The sequence below is a fragment of the Shinella granuli genome, assembly GCF_004341885.1.
GTDB classification, from domain to species: domain Bacteria; phylum Pseudomonadota; class Alphaproteobacteria; order Rhizobiales; family Rhizobiaceae; genus Shinella; species Shinella granuli.
In genome coordinates, this window is sequence record NZ_SLVX01000003.1 from 63,471 (window position 1) to 79,019 (window position 15,549).

General features: G+C 64.3%; 11 protein-coding genes and 1 pseudogene. 2 read left to right on the plus strand and 10 right to left on the minus strand.

Annotation, left to right across the window (positions count from 1 at the left end):
• Window positions 1-7: 7 nt before the first annotated feature.
• Window positions 8-1,819, plus strand: a complete 1,812-nt coding sequence (locus EV665_RS06480) for a methyl-accepting chemotaxis protein (RefSeq protein ID WP_133033491.1) — start codon at window positions 8-10, stop codon at window positions 1,817-1,819.
• Between the two features lie 79 nt (window positions 1,820-1,898).
• Here EV665_RS06480 and serA read toward each other — a convergent pair whose 3' ends face one another.
• From serA to glmM, 5 genes are all read right to left on the minus strand, one after another.
• On the minus strand, window positions 1,899-3,494 hold the full coding sequence (gene serA / locus EV665_RS06485) for a phosphoglycerate dehydrogenase (protein WP_064331107.1): 1,596 nt from the start codon (window positions 3,492-3,494) through the stop codon (window positions 1,899-1,901).
• A 75-nt stretch (window positions 3,495-3,569) separates the two neighbouring features.
• Complete coding sequence (locus EV665_RS06490) at window positions 3,570-4,751, minus strand: phosphoserine transaminase (protein WP_133033492.1); 1,182 nt, start codon at window positions 4,749-4,751, stop codon at window positions 3,570-3,572.
• A gap of 178 nt (window positions 4,752-4,929) precedes the next feature.
• Window positions 4,930-5,763 (minus strand): outer membrane protein, encoded by an 834-nt coding sequence (locus EV665_RS06495; protein WP_064331109.1) that lies wholly within the window; start codon window positions 5,761-5,763, stop codon window positions 4,930-4,932.
• Between the two features lie 207 nt (window positions 5,764-5,970).
• Window positions 5,971-6,804: an outer membrane protein gene (locus EV665_RS06500; protein WP_064332633.1), complete on the minus strand. Its 834-nt coding sequence runs from the start codon at window positions 6,802-6,804 to the stop codon at window positions 5,971-5,973.
• Between the two features lie 262 nt (window positions 6,805-7,066).
• The gene (glmM, locus tag EV665_RS06505; protein WP_133033493.1) at window positions 7,067-8,419 is read right to left on the minus strand and encodes a phosphoglucosamine mutase; all 1,353 of its coding nucleotides are present in this window, start codon (window positions 8,417-8,419) and stop codon (window positions 7,067-7,069) included.
• Here glmM and EV665_RS33165 point away from each other — a divergent pair.
• Window positions 8,418-8,603, plus strand: a pseudogene (locus EV665_RS33165) (hypothetical protein); the annotation flags it as partial. The gene glmM and the pseudogene EV665_RS33165 overlap by 2 nt on opposite strands.
• Window positions 8,604-8,875: 272 nt before the next feature.
• On the opposite strand, the gene ftsH reads toward EV665_RS33165, so the two are convergent.
• From ftsH to tolB, 5 genes are all read right to left on the minus strand, one after another.
• A complete protein-coding gene (gene ftsH / locus EV665_RS06515) occupies window positions 8,876-10,798 on the minus strand; it encodes an ATP-dependent zinc metalloprotease FtsH (RefSeq protein WP_064331111.1) in 1,923 nt (640 codons plus the stop codon).
• Between the two features lie 200 nt (window positions 10,799-10,998).
• A complete protein-coding gene (gene tilS, locus EV665_RS06520) occupies window positions 10,999-12,285 on the minus strand; it encodes a tRNA lysidine(34) synthetase TilS (protein WP_133033495.1) in 1,287 nt (428 codons plus the stop codon).
• Window positions 12,286-12,305: 20 nt separating this feature from the next.
• Window positions 12,306-13,307 carry a tol-pal system protein YbgF gene (gene ybgF / locus EV665_RS06525; protein WP_133033496.1) on the minus strand — a complete coding sequence of 334 codons (1,002 nt, stop codon included), beginning with the start codon at window positions 13,305-13,307 and terminating at the stop codon, window positions 12,306-12,308.
• Between the two features lie 153 nt (window positions 13,308-13,460).
• Complete coding sequence (gene pal, locus EV665_RS06530; RefSeq protein ID WP_064331113.1) at window positions 13,461-13,997, minus strand: peptidoglycan-associated lipoprotein Pal; 537 nt, start codon at window positions 13,995-13,997, stop codon at window positions 13,461-13,463.
• Window positions 13,998-14,239: 242 nt separating this feature from the next.
• Window positions 14,240-15,544 carry a Tol-Pal system beta propeller repeat protein TolB gene (tolB, locus tag EV665_RS06535; RefSeq protein ID WP_133033497.1) on the minus strand — a complete coding sequence of 435 codons (1,305 nt, stop codon included), beginning with the start codon at window positions 15,542-15,544 and terminating at the stop codon, window positions 14,240-14,242.
• Window positions 15,545-15,549: the final 5 nt, after the last annotated feature.

Sequence of the window (15,549 nt, forward strand, 5' to 3'; positions counted from 1 at the left end):
TCAAATCGTGAAAAACATTCGTATTTCCACCCGCATCTATCTGCTCACCGCCATGGCGCTGTTCTTCATGGCCGCCGCCATGATCTACAAGACACAGGCCGCCAACGAGGAGGTGAACGACGAGCGCCGCCAGATGCTGCGCAACGTCACGGAATCCGCCATCTCCGTCATCGCCTCCTACGAGAAGCTCGCCAGGGACGGCGCGCTTTCCGAGGAGGAAGCCAAGACGCGGGCCATCGCCGACGTCATGGCCATGCGCTTCGGTGAAGGCGGCTACTTCTTCATCAATTCCTTCGACGGCATGATGGTCGCCCATCCGCTGAACGCCAAGCTGATCGGCACTGATGTGCGCGGCCTGAAGGACACGCACGGCAAGGCCTTCAACATCGAGCTGATCCAGCTCTCCCAGAACCCCGGCAGCGGCTTCGTCGACTATTACTGGGACAAGCCGGGTCAGAGCCAGCCGGTCGAGAAGTTCTCCTATATCCAGGGCTTCAAGCCCTGGGGTTGGGGCATCGGCACCGGCGTCTATGCCGACGACCTTGCCGCCAAGTATTACGCCTCGCTGACGACGACGATCGCCATCACGCTGCTTGCCGGCATCGCGACGCTTCTTGCCGCGCTCGCCATCGGCCGCTCGATCAGCCGCCCGATCAACCGGCTGAAGGACGTGATGCTGGAAGTCTCGCGCAACGAAACACACTCGACCGTGCCGGACACCGATCGCAAGGATGAGATCGGCAACATGGCCGATGCGCTCGTCCTGCTGCGCAATTCCGTCATCGAGCGCAACGAACTGGAAATCCGCCAGCGCGAGCAGCAGGGCCTGCTCGACGGCGAGCGCAGCGCCAACGAGGAGCGCCAGGCCGCCGTTGCCCGCAGCCAGTCGCGTGTCGTCGAAACCATCGGCTCGGCGCTGGAACGCCTTGCCCAGGGCGACCTCACCGTCGAGGTGCCGGATCTCGGCCGCGATTATGAAAAGCTCCGCCGCGATTTCAACGGCGCCGTGGATGCCCTGAAGTCCACCATTGCGGCCATCGCGGAATCGACCGCCGTCGTCAACGGCAGCGCCGGCGAGATCAGCCGCGCGGCCAACGACCTCTCGCAGCGCACCGAGCAGCAGGCCGCCTCGCTGGAGGAGACCGCCGCCGCACTCGACGAGATCACCGCCGCCGTACAGAACTCCACCTCGCGTGCAGAAGAGGCCAAGCGCATGGTTTCCGAAGCCCGCGCCGGCGCCGCCAGGTCGAGCGAAGTCGTGCGCAACGCGATCGACGCGATGGGCCGCATCGAGCACTCCTCCTCCAAGATCGGCGAGATCATCGGCGTCATTGACGACATCGCCTTCCAGACGAACCTCCTGGCCCTCAACGCCGGCGTGGAAGCGGCCCGCGCAGGCGAAGCCGGCAAGGGGTTTGCCGTCGTCGCCCAGGAAGTGCGTGAGCTCGCCCAGCGTTCGGCCAATGCCGCCAAGGAGATCAAGGCGCTGATCAATGCCTCCACGACGGAGGTTTCGGCCGGCGTCAACCTCGTCGAGGAAACCGGCAGCTCGCTCAGCGATATCGAACGCCGCGTCAACGATATCAACGAGCGCATCGTCGCCATCGCCACCGCCGCGCAGGAGCAGGCCGTCGGGCTTCGGGAAATCAACACGGCCGTCAACCAGATGGACCAGATGACCCAGCAGAACGCCGCCATGGTGGAAGAAACCTCGGCCGCCAGCCAGACGCTGGCGCAGGAAAGCGGCCAGCTCGCCGGCCGCATCGCCCACTTCCAGTTGACCGGCTCGGGCCGCGGCGAGATGCGCCGCGCCGCCTGATCCCCAACGGCACACACCAACGAAAAGGCCCGCCGGAGCGATCCGGCGGGCCTTTCTGTTCGTCTTGGGAGGACGACGATCAGTCGACGTTGAAGACCAGCGACTTCACCTGGCGGATCGCCGGGTTGGTACGCAGCTTGTTCAGGACGTCCTCCGACACGGCGGCGTCGACATAGAGCAGCGCGATGGCGTCACCGCCCTGCTTGTCGCGGCCGAGCTGGAAGTTGGCGATATTAACGCCGCCCTCGCCCAGCGTCGTGCCGATGAAGCCGATCATGCCGGGAACGTCGGTATTGGTGATGTAGACCATGTGGCTGCCAACATCGGCGTCGAGGTTGATGCCCTTGATCTGGATGAAGCGCGGCTTGCCGTCGGAGAACACCGTGCCGGCGATCGAGCGGGTCTGGTTGGCGGTCGTCACCGTCAGGCGGATATAGCCGTCGAAGACGCCCGACTTGTCGCGCTTGACCTCGGAGAGGATGATGCCCTTTTCCTTGATCATGATCGGCGCCGAGACCATGTTGACGTCGGCGACCTGCGTGCGGATGAGGCCGGCGAGCGCGGCGCTGGTCAGCGCCTTGGTGTTCATCGTCGCGGTCACGCCGTCATAAAGGATCTCGATTTCCTTGATCGCGCTTTCCGTGACCTGGCCGACGAAGGCGCCGAGCACGTCCGCAAGGCGGATGAACGGCTTCAGGATCGGCGCCTCTTCCGCCGTGATCGACGGCATGTTGATGGCGTTCGAAACGGCACCCTTGACGAGGTAGTCCGACATCTGCTCGGCGACCTGCAGGGCGACGTTCTCCTGCGCTTCCGTGGTGGAGGCGCCGAGATGCGGCGTGCAGACGACGTTCGGCAGGCCGAAGAGCGGGCTTTCCTTGGCGGGCTCGACCTCGAAGACGTCGAAGCCGGCGCCGGCGACCTTGCCGGACTTCAGCGCTTCGGCCAGATCGGCCTCGACGACGAGGCCGCCGCGGGCGCAGTTCACGATGCGCACGCCGTCCTTCATCTTGGCGATCGCCGCCGCATCGATGATGTTGCGGGTCTTGTCCGTCAGCGGCACGTGCATGGTGATGAAATCGGCTTCGGCGAACAGTTCGTCGAGTTCGACCTTCTTCACGCCCATTTCCTCGGCGCGCTCCTTGGAGAGGAACGGGTCATAGGCGACGACATGCATCTTCAGGCCGATGGCGCGCGAGCAGACGATGGAGCCGATATTGCCCGCGCCGATGACGCCGAGCGTCTTGCCGGTGATCTCGACGCCCATGAACTTCGACTTCTCCCACTTGCCGGCCTGCGTGGAGGTGTCGGCGGCCGGAAGCTGGCGGGCGACGGCGAACATCAGCGCGATGGCGTGTTCGGCCGTGGTGATCGAGTTGCCGAAGGGCGTGTTCATGACGATGATGCCGCGGCGCGAGGCGGCCGGGATATCGACATTGTCGACGCCGATGCCGGCGCGGCCGATGACCTTGAGATTGGTCGCCGCCGCGATCAGCTTTTCCGTCGCCTTGGTGGCGGAGCGGATGGCAAGGCCGTCATAATTGCCGATGATCTCGGCGAGCTTGTCCTTGTCCTTGCCGAGCTGCGGCTGGAAATCGACGTCGACGCCGCGATCGCGAAAGATCTGGACGGCGGTTTCCGACAGTTCGTCGGATACGAGTACGCGAGGTGCCATGGGAGGCCTCCTTCAATAGGTCCGGGAAGATGAGATCAAGGTGGCTTCGCCCTTGGGACGAAGCCAGTCGCAAAATCAGGCCGCAGCCTTGGCAAGCGTCGCCTTCTGGGTCTCGAAAGCCCAGGTCAGCCAGGGCATCAGCGCTTCGAGATCGGCGGTGTCGATGGTGGCGCCGGCCCAGATGCGCAGGCCCGACGGGGCATCGCGGTAGGCGCCGATATCAAAGGCGACACCCTGCTTGTCGAGGAGCGCGACGAGGCCCTTGGCAAAGGCTCCCTGAGCATCCGCATCGAGCGCCAGCACGTCCTTGTCCGCGATCGTCAGGCAGACGGAGGTGTTGGAGCGCGTTGCCGGGTCCTTGGCGAGGTTGGCGATCCAGTCGTTCGCCTCGACGAAGTCGAAGATCACCTTGGCATTGGCGTCGGCGCGGGCCATCAGCCCCTTGAGGCCGCCGACCTGCTTGGCCCAGTTGAGCGCATCGATATAATCTTCGACGCAGAGCATCGAGGGCGTGTTGATCGTCTCGCCCTGGAAGATGCCTTCGATGACTTTGCCGCCCTTGGTCATGCGGAAGATCTTTGGCATCGGCCAGGCCGGCGTATAGCTTTCAAGCCGTTCGACGGCGCGGGGCGACAGGATGATGACGCCATGCGCGCCCTCGCCGCCCAGAACCTTCTGCCAGGAGAAGGTGACGACATCGAGTTTCGCAAAGTCGAGGTTTTGCGCGAAGGCGGCCGAGGTCGCATCGCAAATGGTCAGGCCCTGGCGGTCCGCCGGGATGAAATCGGCGTTCGGGACGCGGACGCCCGAGGTGGTGCCGTTCCAGGTGAAGACCACGTCACGGTCGAAATCGATCGTGGAAAGGTCGGGCAGCAGGCCGTAGTCAGCCGTAATTTTACGGGTATCGGGGAGCTTCAGCTCCTTCACGACATCGGAAACCCAGCCCGAGCCAAAGCTTTCCCAGGCGACCATGTCGACGCCGCGGGGCCCGAGCAGCGACCACAGCGCCATCTCGACGGCGCCGGTATCGGAGGCCGGCACGATGCCGATGCGGTAATCCGCCGGCACTTCCAGGACGTCTCGGGTGAGATCGATGGCCTGCTTGAGCTTGGCCTTGCCGATCTTGGCGCGGTGCGAACGACCGAGCGCGGCATCGGAAAGCGCTTCGAGCGACCAATCGGGGCGCTTCGAGCAAGGGCCAGAAGAGAAATGGGTATTGTTCGGACGTACGTCCGGCGGCGTGACGGTCTTCGTCATGATCGCTATCCTTCCAGATAGATAGCTCCTCGTTGGGGAGGAGTGTCCCGCCGCCGTGAATATGGAAGAGCCATTTTGAAGTCAAGCGGATTATGTCGCGAACGAAAAATAATGCGGCGCAACGGAAACGGCGCGCCGGTTTCCCGACGCGCCGCCGCACAAGCAAAGGATGAAGGTTTTACCAGGTGGAAACGCGGATACCGGCGCGGAATTCGTGCTTCTGGAACCCCTCGTCATGCCCCTTGACCCTGACCGTACCGACACCGGGTACCTCGGCGCTGCCGCCGAAGGCCTTGCCGCCCGCCATATCGGAGAAGCGGTAGCCGAGGTCCAGCTTGACGCGCTCGGTGAGGTCAATGGCGGCACCCGCCATCAGCGCATAGGTGAAGCGCCAGTTGTCGTCGCCCTTCACGCGGATCTCGTCGAAGGTCGCGCCAGCGCAGGATCCCGTGTCGTTCCGGCAGTTCGCCTGGGTCCGGAAACTGTCCCATTTCATGTAGGTCACGCCCGCGCCCGCGCCGACATAGGGCGTGATCCCGGCATAGGTTCCGAGATCCACATAGCCGTTCGCGAGGAAATTGGCCGCGCTGTAATCCGCCTTCTGGCCGAGGCGGCAGGTCGTGCCCGCCGGGGCCGCGATGCAGGGCGAATCGAGGCTCGTGCTGCCGCTCAGCGAACCGTTGAAGAAATCCGTCGTCAGGTCGGCGCGCAGGAAGTTGTTGAACTGATAGCCCATGCCGACGCCGTAGGAGACGGGCTTGGAGAAGCGGGCATTGTCGAAGTCGCCTTCCGCGAAGGTCGCGCCGAAGGCATCGATCCGGTAGTTCGGCTTGTCGTGCTTGACCCAGCCGGAATAACCGAGGTCGCCGCGGATGTACCAGCCCTCGGCGACCGTGCTGCCGGACACGTCGATTTCCGGCGCGTTGATGATGTCGAGATCGCTCGCCGTCGCGCTCGTCGCGATGAGGCCGGCAAGAACGGCAATACCAAGCGGTGCAATGCGGCGGAACATGGTCTCGATCCCTCAAGGCCGGACGGGCCGGCGGTTGCGTGACCGGCGCAGGACTGCATATCCTTAAGAGATCGCTGCCCTACACCGTTGGTTAACCATAAATCTTAAGGCGTGAAGAAACGGTTAAATGACCGGAATTGCGACACGTCCGAAAATGCGAAAGGCCGCCCGGAGGGCGGCCTTGCAAGACGGTCGGCGAGAAGCCGCTTATTTGTAGACGGGCTGCTCGATCGGGATTTCGGCCGGCGGGATATAGGCCTGCTGGTCGCAGCCGTTGAAGGCGTAGCGCAGACCGGCGCGTGCCTCGTGGCTGTAGAAGCCCTTGTCGTAGCCCGGGCCGCCGCCGGCATTGAAGCCGAACATGTCGCCCTTGGTGACATGGCGGAAACGGTAGCCGAGGTCGGCCTTCAGGTTGCAGGTGACATCGACGGAGGCGCCGGCCATCAGCGCATAGGTGAAGCGCCAGCTCTTCCGGCCGCGGTGATCGAAGGTCGGGTCGCAGTTCGTCGGATCGCCGGTTTCGCACGAGGTGTTCTTGAGGCTCTTCCAGTTCACATAGGTACCGCCGATACCCGCGCCGACATAGGGCGTGACGATGCCGTAGGTGCCGATATCGACATAGGCATTGGCGAGCAGGCTGAGGGCCGTCAGCGAGGAGACGTCGGTCGAGGTGCAGTTCACGGCAACGCCGCAGCCGCCCGTCGTCGAGCCCTTGAACTTGGACTTGAACATGTAGTCGAGCGTCACGTCCGTGCGGAAGTGATCGTTGATCTGGTAACCGACACCGCCGCCGATGGTGAAGCCGCTCTTCAGGCGCGTGGAATCGAAGCTGCGATAGGTGTCGTTCGACCCCTGGTAGAAACTGGCCCCGCGCATCTTGTTGTAGGACCAGCCCATGTCACCGCGCAGATACCAGCCGCCCGTCTCGATGACGGTTTCCTGCACCGGCGCCTCGATGACCTCCGGCTGGTAGACATCGGCCGCATAACCCGACGTGCCCGTCAGCAGGACGGCAACCACGCCACTCAAAACTTTCCTCATGGCCTTGCTCCAATAGGCTTTGCTTGGGTTGGCCGGCACGCCGGATTCCAAGTCCCTCGATCAGGCATGGATAATGGCGAGGAAAGGTTAAGGGGCGATTAACTACAAACATTTACCGTATTTGTTAACGGCCGTTCACGAATTCGGTAAACGACAAATAAAAACCACGGGATTTTCACAAGAGCCTCCGCTGCGACTTCACGGCAAAAGAAAAGGCCGAAGCAATGCTTCGGCCCTCTCGATGAATGTGGGGCAGAGACGTTCAGGCGGCGTTGCGCACCGCGCCGATAACGTCCACCAGCTCGTCGACGATGCGCTCCACCTGCGCCCGGTCGTCGCCTTCCGCCATGACGCGGATCAGCGGCTCGGTGCCGGAGGGGCGGATGAGGAGACGGCCGTTGCGGGCGAGCTCGCTTTCGGCATCGGCGATCGCCTGGCGCACCGTGGCGTCCTCCAGCGGCTGGCCGGCCTTGATGCGCACGTTCTTCAGCACCTGCGGCACCGGCTCGAAGCGGTTGCACACCTCGCTGACCGTCCTGCCGCTGCGCTTGACGCAGGCGAGCACCTGGAGCGCGGCGACAAGACCGTCGCCCGTCGTACCGAAATCGGACAGCACGATATGACCGGACTGCTCGCCGCCGACATTGTAGTCGTGCTGGCGCATGTGTTCGACGACATAGCGGTCGCCGACCTTGGTGCGCTGCAGGCCGAGCCCCTTGTCGGACAGGAAGCGTTCAAGGCCGAGATTGGACATGACGGTCGCGACGATGCCGCCGCCGCGCAGCAGGCCGTCTGCCGTCCAGCTTTCGGCGATGACGGCCATCAGCTGGTCGCCGTCGATGATCTTGCCGTTCTCGTCGACGATCTGCACGCGGTCCGCATCGCCATCGAGCGCGATGCCGATATCGGCGCGCACCTCGTGCACCTTGCGCTGCAAGGCTTCCGGATGGGTCGAGCCACAGTCGAGATTGATGTTGAGGCCGTCAGGCTCGTTGCCGATCGTCACCACGTCGGCGCCGAGTTCCCAGAGGGCGGCGGGGGCAACGCGGTAGGCGGCGCCGTTCGCGCAGTCGATGGCGACGCGCAGGCCCTTCAGCGTTACGTCGCGCGGCAGCGTGCGCTTGGCGTGTTCGATATAGCGGTCATGCACGCCGTCGATGCGCTTTGCCCGGCCGATCTCGGCGGACTTGGCGAGCTGCGCCGTGATATCCTTGTCGAGCAACTCCTCGATCTCCATCTCGATCTCGTCGGAGAGCTTGTAGCCATCGGGACCGAAGAGCTTGATGCCATTGTCGTAGAACGGGTTGTGCGAGGCGGAGATCATCACACCGATATCGGCGCGCAGCGACCGCGTCAGCATGGCGACGGCGGGGGTCGGGATCGGGCCGAGGATGAAGGCATCGATGCCTGCGGCGGTGAAACCCGCCACCATGGCGTTTTCCAGCATGTAGCCGGAAAGGCGCGTGTCCTTGCCGATCACCACGCGATGGCGGTGCGCGCCGCGGCGGAAGATCGTGCCGACGGCGATGCCGACCCGCATGGCAAGATCCGGCGTCATCGGGAAGATGTTGGATTGTCCCCGGATGCCGTCCGTGCCGAAATAACGACGTTTCATGTCCACTCCTGAAAATCGCCGGCCTGGGCGGCGCATTGCGCTGCACCCTGCTCTGGCTCCCTGTCTCTACGCAATTCCGGACGCAAAACCGCTGCGCGCTTTTGCTGGAACTGCTTCAGCGTGCATTCTGCCGCTCCGCGCGTCCATCTCAGGGCAGAGGGTAACGATAAATCCGCCCGGTAATCCAATCCTTAAAACGACGTAGAGCTATCATCTTTCTTTGCCACAAAAGCCGGCAAAGGACAGCCACCCGACTATCAGAATTCATTACAGTCCGTTACCAAAGGAAAACGGCCGGGATAGACTTCCCGGCCGCCAAAGTACTGAGAAAGCCCGCCCAACCTCTTCTTGCCGTGGTCGGGCTTGACCCGCCCCATGCCACCCGCCTCTCGCATTGCGATTGTGAATCCTCGGCTCAAGGCCGAGGATGACGGGTTAGGGTACAGGCAAGGTCGCCTATTGCGGTTGCGGTTCCAGCCCGCCTTCCGGCTCGCCACCCTTCTTGTGACCGGCCTTCGGCACGGCGGAGCCGCGGTGCGGCGGCGTGTCGTCACCGAGATCGCGGGCGGGTTTCTCGCCGCGGATCAGCGCCTTGATCTCGTCGCCCGTCAGCGTCTCGTATTCGAGCAGCCCCTCGGCAAGCGCCACGAATTCGTGGTGCTGCTCGGTGATGATGCGCTTGGCCTCGGCATAGGCCTCATCGATCAGGCGGCGGATCTCGTTGTCGATCTTCTGCGCGGTCGCCTCGGAGACGTTCTTCTGCTGCGCGACCGAATGGCCGAGGAAGACCTCCTGCTGGTTCTCGCCATAGGCGACCTGGCCGAGCTGGTCGGAGAAGCCCCATTGGGTGACCATCGCACGGGCGAGCTTGGTCGCCTGCTCGATATCGGAGGAGGCGCCGGAGGTGATGTTGTCCTTGCCGAAGGTGATCTCTTCGGCAACGCGGCCGCCCATCATGATGGCGAGGCGCGAGACCATCCACTTGTAGCTCATCGAGTAGCGGTCGCCCTCGGGAAGCTGCATGACCATGCCGAGAGCACGGCCGCGCGGAATGATCGTCGCCTTGTGCAGCGGATCGGCGAGCGGTACCTTGAGCGCGACGATGGCGTGGCCGGCCTCGTGATAGGCCGTGAGCTTCTTTTCCGCCTCGGTCATGGCCGAGGAGCGGCGCTCGGCGCCCATCATGATCTTGTCCTTGGCGTCCTCGAATTCCTGCATGGTGACGAGGCGCTTGTTGCGGCGCGCGGCCATCAGGGCAGCCTCGTTGACGAGGTTCATGAGGTCGGCGCCGGAAAAGCCGGGCGTACCGCGGGCGAGGATCTTGAGGTCGACATTCGGGGCGAGCGGCACGTTGCGCACATGCACCTTGAGGATGCGCTCGCGGCCGACGATGTCCGGGTTCGGCACGACGACCTGGCGGTCGAAACGGCCGGGGCGCAGCAGCGCCGGGTCGAGAACGTCGGGACGGTTGGTCGCGGCGATCAGGATGATGCCTTCATTGGCCTCGAAACCGTCCATCTCGACGAGAAGCTGGTTCAGCGTCTGCTCGCGCTCGTCATTGCCGCCGCCGAGGCCCGCGCCGCGGTGACGGCCGACGGCGTCGATTTCGTCGATGAAGATGATGCAGGGCGCGTTCTTCTTGGCCTGCTCGAACATGTCGCGCACGCGGCTTGCGCCGACGCCGACGAACATCTCGACGAAGTCCGAACCGGAAATGGTGAAGAAGGGCACGTTGGCTTCGCCCGCGACGGAGCGTGCCAGCAGCGTCTTACCGGTACCGGGCGGGCCGACGAGCAGCACGCCGCGCGGGATGCGTCCGCCAAGGCGCTGGAACTTCTGCGGATCGCGCAGGAACTCGACGATCTCTTCCAGGTCCTGCTTGGCTTCGTCGACGCCGGCGACATCCGCGAAGGTGACACGGCCATGCGCTTCGGTGAGCAGCTTCGCCTTGGACTTGCCGAAACCCATCGCGCCGCGCGAGCCGCCCTGCATCTGGCGCATGAAGAACAGCCAGACGCCGAGGATCAGAAGCATGGGCAGCAGCGTGCCGATATAGCTGAGGAAGCCGGAGGAACCGTCCGTCTCCGGCCGCGCGCTGACGACGACGTTCTTCGCCTCAAGCCGCTGGACGAGCGAATTGTCGCCGGTCGGCGCATAGGTCTGGAAGGTCGCGCCGGTCTCGACATAGCTGCCGACGATCTTTTCGCCGGTGATGACGACTTCCTTCACCCGGCTCGCGTCCACTTCTTTCAGGAACTGCGAATAGGGGATTTCCCGCGAGCCGGTCTGCGCCGGGCTCGTCTGGAACATGCTGAACAGCGCGATCAGCAAGAGGGCGATGATCGCCCACAGGGCGAAGTTGCGGAAATTGGGATTCATCGAACGTTCCGGGCACTTTCCCGGCCGGAATTTCCCGGCCGCTTCTCTGTCGCCTAACATAGGGTCGCCATGCGGCCTTGCCAAGGCAAAGCGCACGGGGTCAGGGCTTTTCTCTCAATATCGTCAACGGCACCGACGGTCCTGCGGCCGCCCGGCGTCGTCATGATCCCTATTCTAGCACAACGCCTTCGTGCGCGCCTTCATTCGTTCGGCGGAGACGAAAACGGCGCGCGGCCGAGAATTCCCGCAAGCGCATTGGCGAGCGGAAGGTCGAAATACGGCAGGAAACGGGCGTAAGGCGTGATGACTGGCTCCATGGCGGCACGATCGGCGGGCACGCGCGCCCCGTCCTCGAATTCCAGGCATGGTGCGGCGCGGCTGGCGCGCAAGGCAGGCCCGCCCAGCCCGGCGCCGTCACCCCGCCCTCCCCCGCTGCCGGCGGCAGAAACCGTGATCGTCCGGCCGGTGCGGTTGACCACACGGTATCGCCCGTCCCAGACGGCCGCCGCCCCCGCCGGCACGGCAAGGGCCTTAATGCCCCGGCACTCGCGATAGACGAAAAGGCCGTCACGCCGGCGATCGAAGACCACGCGGCCGGCGGTCAGCCGCGACAGTGTGCCGCTGGCAAGGAATTTTCGCAGGCGCCCGGCCGATGCCGTTTCAAGGGCATGGACCCGCCCGCCCGCAACCGCCGCCAGCAGCAGCAGGCCGCGCCAGGCGCCAGCATCGGTGAGAAGCATATCGATCGCCGCCCGCTCCAGCGCGAAGGAGGCGCCCTCCACCCGGACGTTTTCGGCAAGGAAGGCGGCGGCGCGGCGGGAAAGCAGCATCCTGTCCTCGCCTGCAGGATCAGGCGAAACGCCACGCGCCCGGATGCGGACGCGCTCGAAGCGGGCATTGTCGTTGCTCGGATCGTCGCGCCAGCCTTCGCCCCGCGCAGCAAGGAAAGCGCGGATGGCCGCCCGGTCGATGGCGAGGAACGGCCGCAGCAGCCAGACCGCACCGTTCAGGAGAACGGCATCCGCCATCCCGGAAAGGCCGATGCCGTCCGCCGACCGGGCGGCGCGCATCGCCACCGTCTCGTTCTGGTCGTCGCGCGTATGGGCCGCAAGAACGGCATCGGCGCCCATCTCCACCGCGGCGGCAGCGAGAAGATCATAACGCTTGGCGCGGGCGGCGGCCTGCAAGCCGGAAACCGGCTTCACCCCTTCCCAGCGCCGGATGCTGTGCCCTATGCCGTGGCGCGCGCAAAGTGCGCCGACCCAGGCGGCCTCTTCGGCCGAGCCGGGGCGCAGATCATGGTCGATCGTGCAGGCGGAAAGGGTGATACCGGGAAAACGCCCGGTCGCGCAGAGCGTGGCGAGGGCCACGAGCAGCCCGGTCGAATCGCTGCCGCCGGAAATGGCGACCAGCAGATGCGCCGGGTGCTTGAAACTGTTCAGAAATCGGCCGGCTGCCTCAAGGGCGGGATCATCCGCGCGGGCCACGGCGTTTCTTCCGTCCGCAATCAGCAGGACAGGCGGCTCTGTTCGGAGGAGACCTTGCTCTTCACGGCCTTGGAAGCATCGGGATAACGCTTGTTCACCTCGCGCAGCGTGGCGCAGGCGGTTTCGCGGTTGTCGAGCGCGGCGAGCGACATGCCGAGCTTCAGCAGCATCTCCGGCGCCTTCTTCGACTTGCTGAACGTCTGGTGGGCATTGAGGAAGGTCTTTGCCGCCTCGTTGAAATTGCCCTGCGAATACTGTGCCTCGCCCAGCCAGAAATTCGCATCTGCCGCCTTCTCGCCCTTCGGGAAGATGTCGAGATAGTCGCGGAATTCGCGTTCGGCAAGCTGGTAGTCGCCGGACAGGACATGGCCATAGGCCACCTGGTAGAGGTCGTCGGGATTGTCGAGCGAGGCGGAAGACGACTGCGAGGCCTGCGGCAGGCCATCCTCGACGCCCGGCAGCGAATTGTCGTTGCCGATCGAGGCGCTCCGGTTGTCGAGATCCGGATTGGCGTCGGCGCCGATCGGGTTGCCGTTCTCATCGAAGCGGATCGAGCCGAGTTCCTGCGGAAGGGCACCGCCGCCGGTGCTCTGGTCAAGCGTGTCGGTCCCGGCGGTATCACCCGCCGGCACCCTGTTCGAGGCGATCTGCTGGTCGGCAGTCCCGCCGTTCACCGGCTTGTCGAGGGCGCCGCTCTTGCCGGAGCCCCCGCTCTTGCCGCTTTCGAGATCCTGGAAGCGATACTCGTTGTCTTCCTGCGTCTTGCGAAGCTGCTCCTGCATCTGCAGGAGCTGGTAGCTCATTTCCTCGATCCGGCCGTTGAGGCTGCGGATCTGTTCTTCGAGTTGCCCGACGCGCGGATCCATGGCCTGAGCCAGGATCACATTACCCTTCTCCGCCCGCTCGCTTTGTGCCGGCAGGAAGCCGTTCGCAAGCGGGAAAAGCGGCGATGCGCTGATCGGCCCGACCATGCCTGCTACCGCTGCGAGACTGAAAACGCCTGCCGCGACAAGTTTCTTCATCTATCTTCGTCCTGTTGGTCCCATTGTACGCCGAAGCGCTGCCGAAGAGTTTTTCCAAATACTCTCAAAAAGCAACGGAGTTCGGCCAAAGTGTGTTGAAAAAAGAAAGGCGGCCTCTCGGCCGCCTTTTCCCTGGTCCTTCCGGAGAAGGAATTACATGCCGGCGCCGCCGAGAACGGTGACGGCGCGGCGGTTCTGCGACCAGCAGGAAATGTCGTCGCAGACGGCGACCGGCTTTTCCTTGCCGTAGGAGATCGTCTTCATGCGGTTCGCCGGAACGCCGCGCGAAGCGAGGTACTGGCGGGTCGCGGCAGCACGGCGTGCGCCGAGCGCGAGGTTGTATTCACGCGTGCCGCGTTCGTCGGCATGGCCTTCGATCGTGATGGCGTAGTTCGGGTAGCGCTGCAGCCACTGGGCCTGACGATCGAGCGTCGCGGCGGCATCGGCGCGAACCGACGAGGAGTCGGTGTCGAAGAAGATGCGGTCGCCGACATTGACGGTGAAGTCCTGCTGCGAGCCCGGCGTCGCGGCACCAGCGCCACCGTTGAGGCCGAGGTCGCCAGCATTGTTCGGCATGTTCTTCTTGGATGCGCAGCCGGCGAGCGCCAGCGTCATGAACAGGGCGATCATTGCCGGGTTGCGGGCGATGGTCTGCATGCGGCCAGCGGCCGGGGAATGAATGCGGCTCATGAGCCGGTCTCCTTGCATCAGTTCTGCGTCAAGTTCGTTGAAGCGTCGGTTTCAATCAGGGTTGCCAGACTGTAACCGCGGTCGGTTAATCCGCGTTCAACGATTATGGTTAACGATTGCTTGTAAGACCGTCCCCGGCCCCTCGCATAAAACAAAGACGGGCCTGCCACGTCTCGCCTGGCGCCTGATTTACAGGACTTTGCGGCAAGAACGCGGCAGGCCCGCCTCATTCATATCTGTCGCTATTCCAGAAGCGGCGACCAGGCCGGGTCGGAGGCGAAGCCCTTGGTCTGGACGACCTGCTCGTTGTAGCCGGAAAGGTCGATCGAATAGATCTGCGGGCCGCCGGCCCCGGCCGCCTGGCGGAAGAACATCAGCACGCGGCCGTTCGGCGCCCAGGTCGGGCCTTCATTGTGGAAGCCCGAGGTGAGGATACGCTCGCCCGAACCGTCCGTCTTCATCACGCCGATCGAGAACTTGCCGCCCGACTGCTTGGTGAAGGCGATGAGATCGCCGCGCGGCGACCAGACCGGCGTGGAGTAGGAACCGTCGCCGAAGGAGATGCGGCGCTGGTTGGAGCCGTCGGCGCCCATCACGTAGAGCTGCGGCCTGCCGCCCCGGTCGCTTTCGAACACGATCTGCGTGCCGTCGGGCGAATAGGACGGCGAGGTGTCGATCGCCGCCGTCGAGGTGAGGCGCGTCGTGGTGCGCGAACGCAGGTCCATCGTGTAGATGTTGGAATTGCCTTCCTGCTGCAGGCTCATGATGACCTTCTGGCCATCCGGCGAGAAGCGCGGCGAGAAGGTCATGCCCGGGAAGTTGCCGACCACCTCGCGCTGCCCCGTCTCGAGCTGGAGCAGGTAGACGCGCGGCTGGTTGCCCTCGAAGGACATGTAGGTGATTTCCTGGCGGTTCGGCGAAAAGCGCGGCGTCAGGACCAGCTCGTTGGCATTGGTGAGCGCACGCGCGTTGAAACCGTCCTGGTCCATGATGGCGAGCTGGCGCTTGCGGGCCGTCTTCGGGCCGCTTTCGGCGACATAGACGATGCGGGTGTCGAAATAGCCCTTCTCGCCCGTCAGGCTCTCATAGATCGCATCGGCGATGATATGCGCGACGCGGCGCCAGTTCTCCGGCTGGGTGTAGAACTGCTGGCCGGTGATCTGCTTGCCGGCAAAAGTGTCCCACAGGCGGAACTCGGCGCGCAAACGCCCGTCGCCTTCCTGCGTCACGCGGCCCGTGACGAGGGCCTGCGCATTGATGACCTTCCAGTCATCGAAGCGCGGCGCCTGGTTGGGGTTGGAGATCTTTTCGATGAAGGCCTGCTTGTTGATGGGCGCGAAGAGGCCGGAGCGCTTGAGGTCCGCCGCAATCACGTCGGTGATGCGCTGGCCGAGATCGCCGGCGGCGATGAAATCCGTCACCGCGATCGGCAGCGGTTCGACATTGCCCTTGTTGATGTTGATTTCCACGAGCGCCCAGGCCTGCGGCAGGGAGGCCGCAAGGCCGGTCAGCACGACCAGCAAACGGAGGAGAGTGCGTCTGAACATAAATC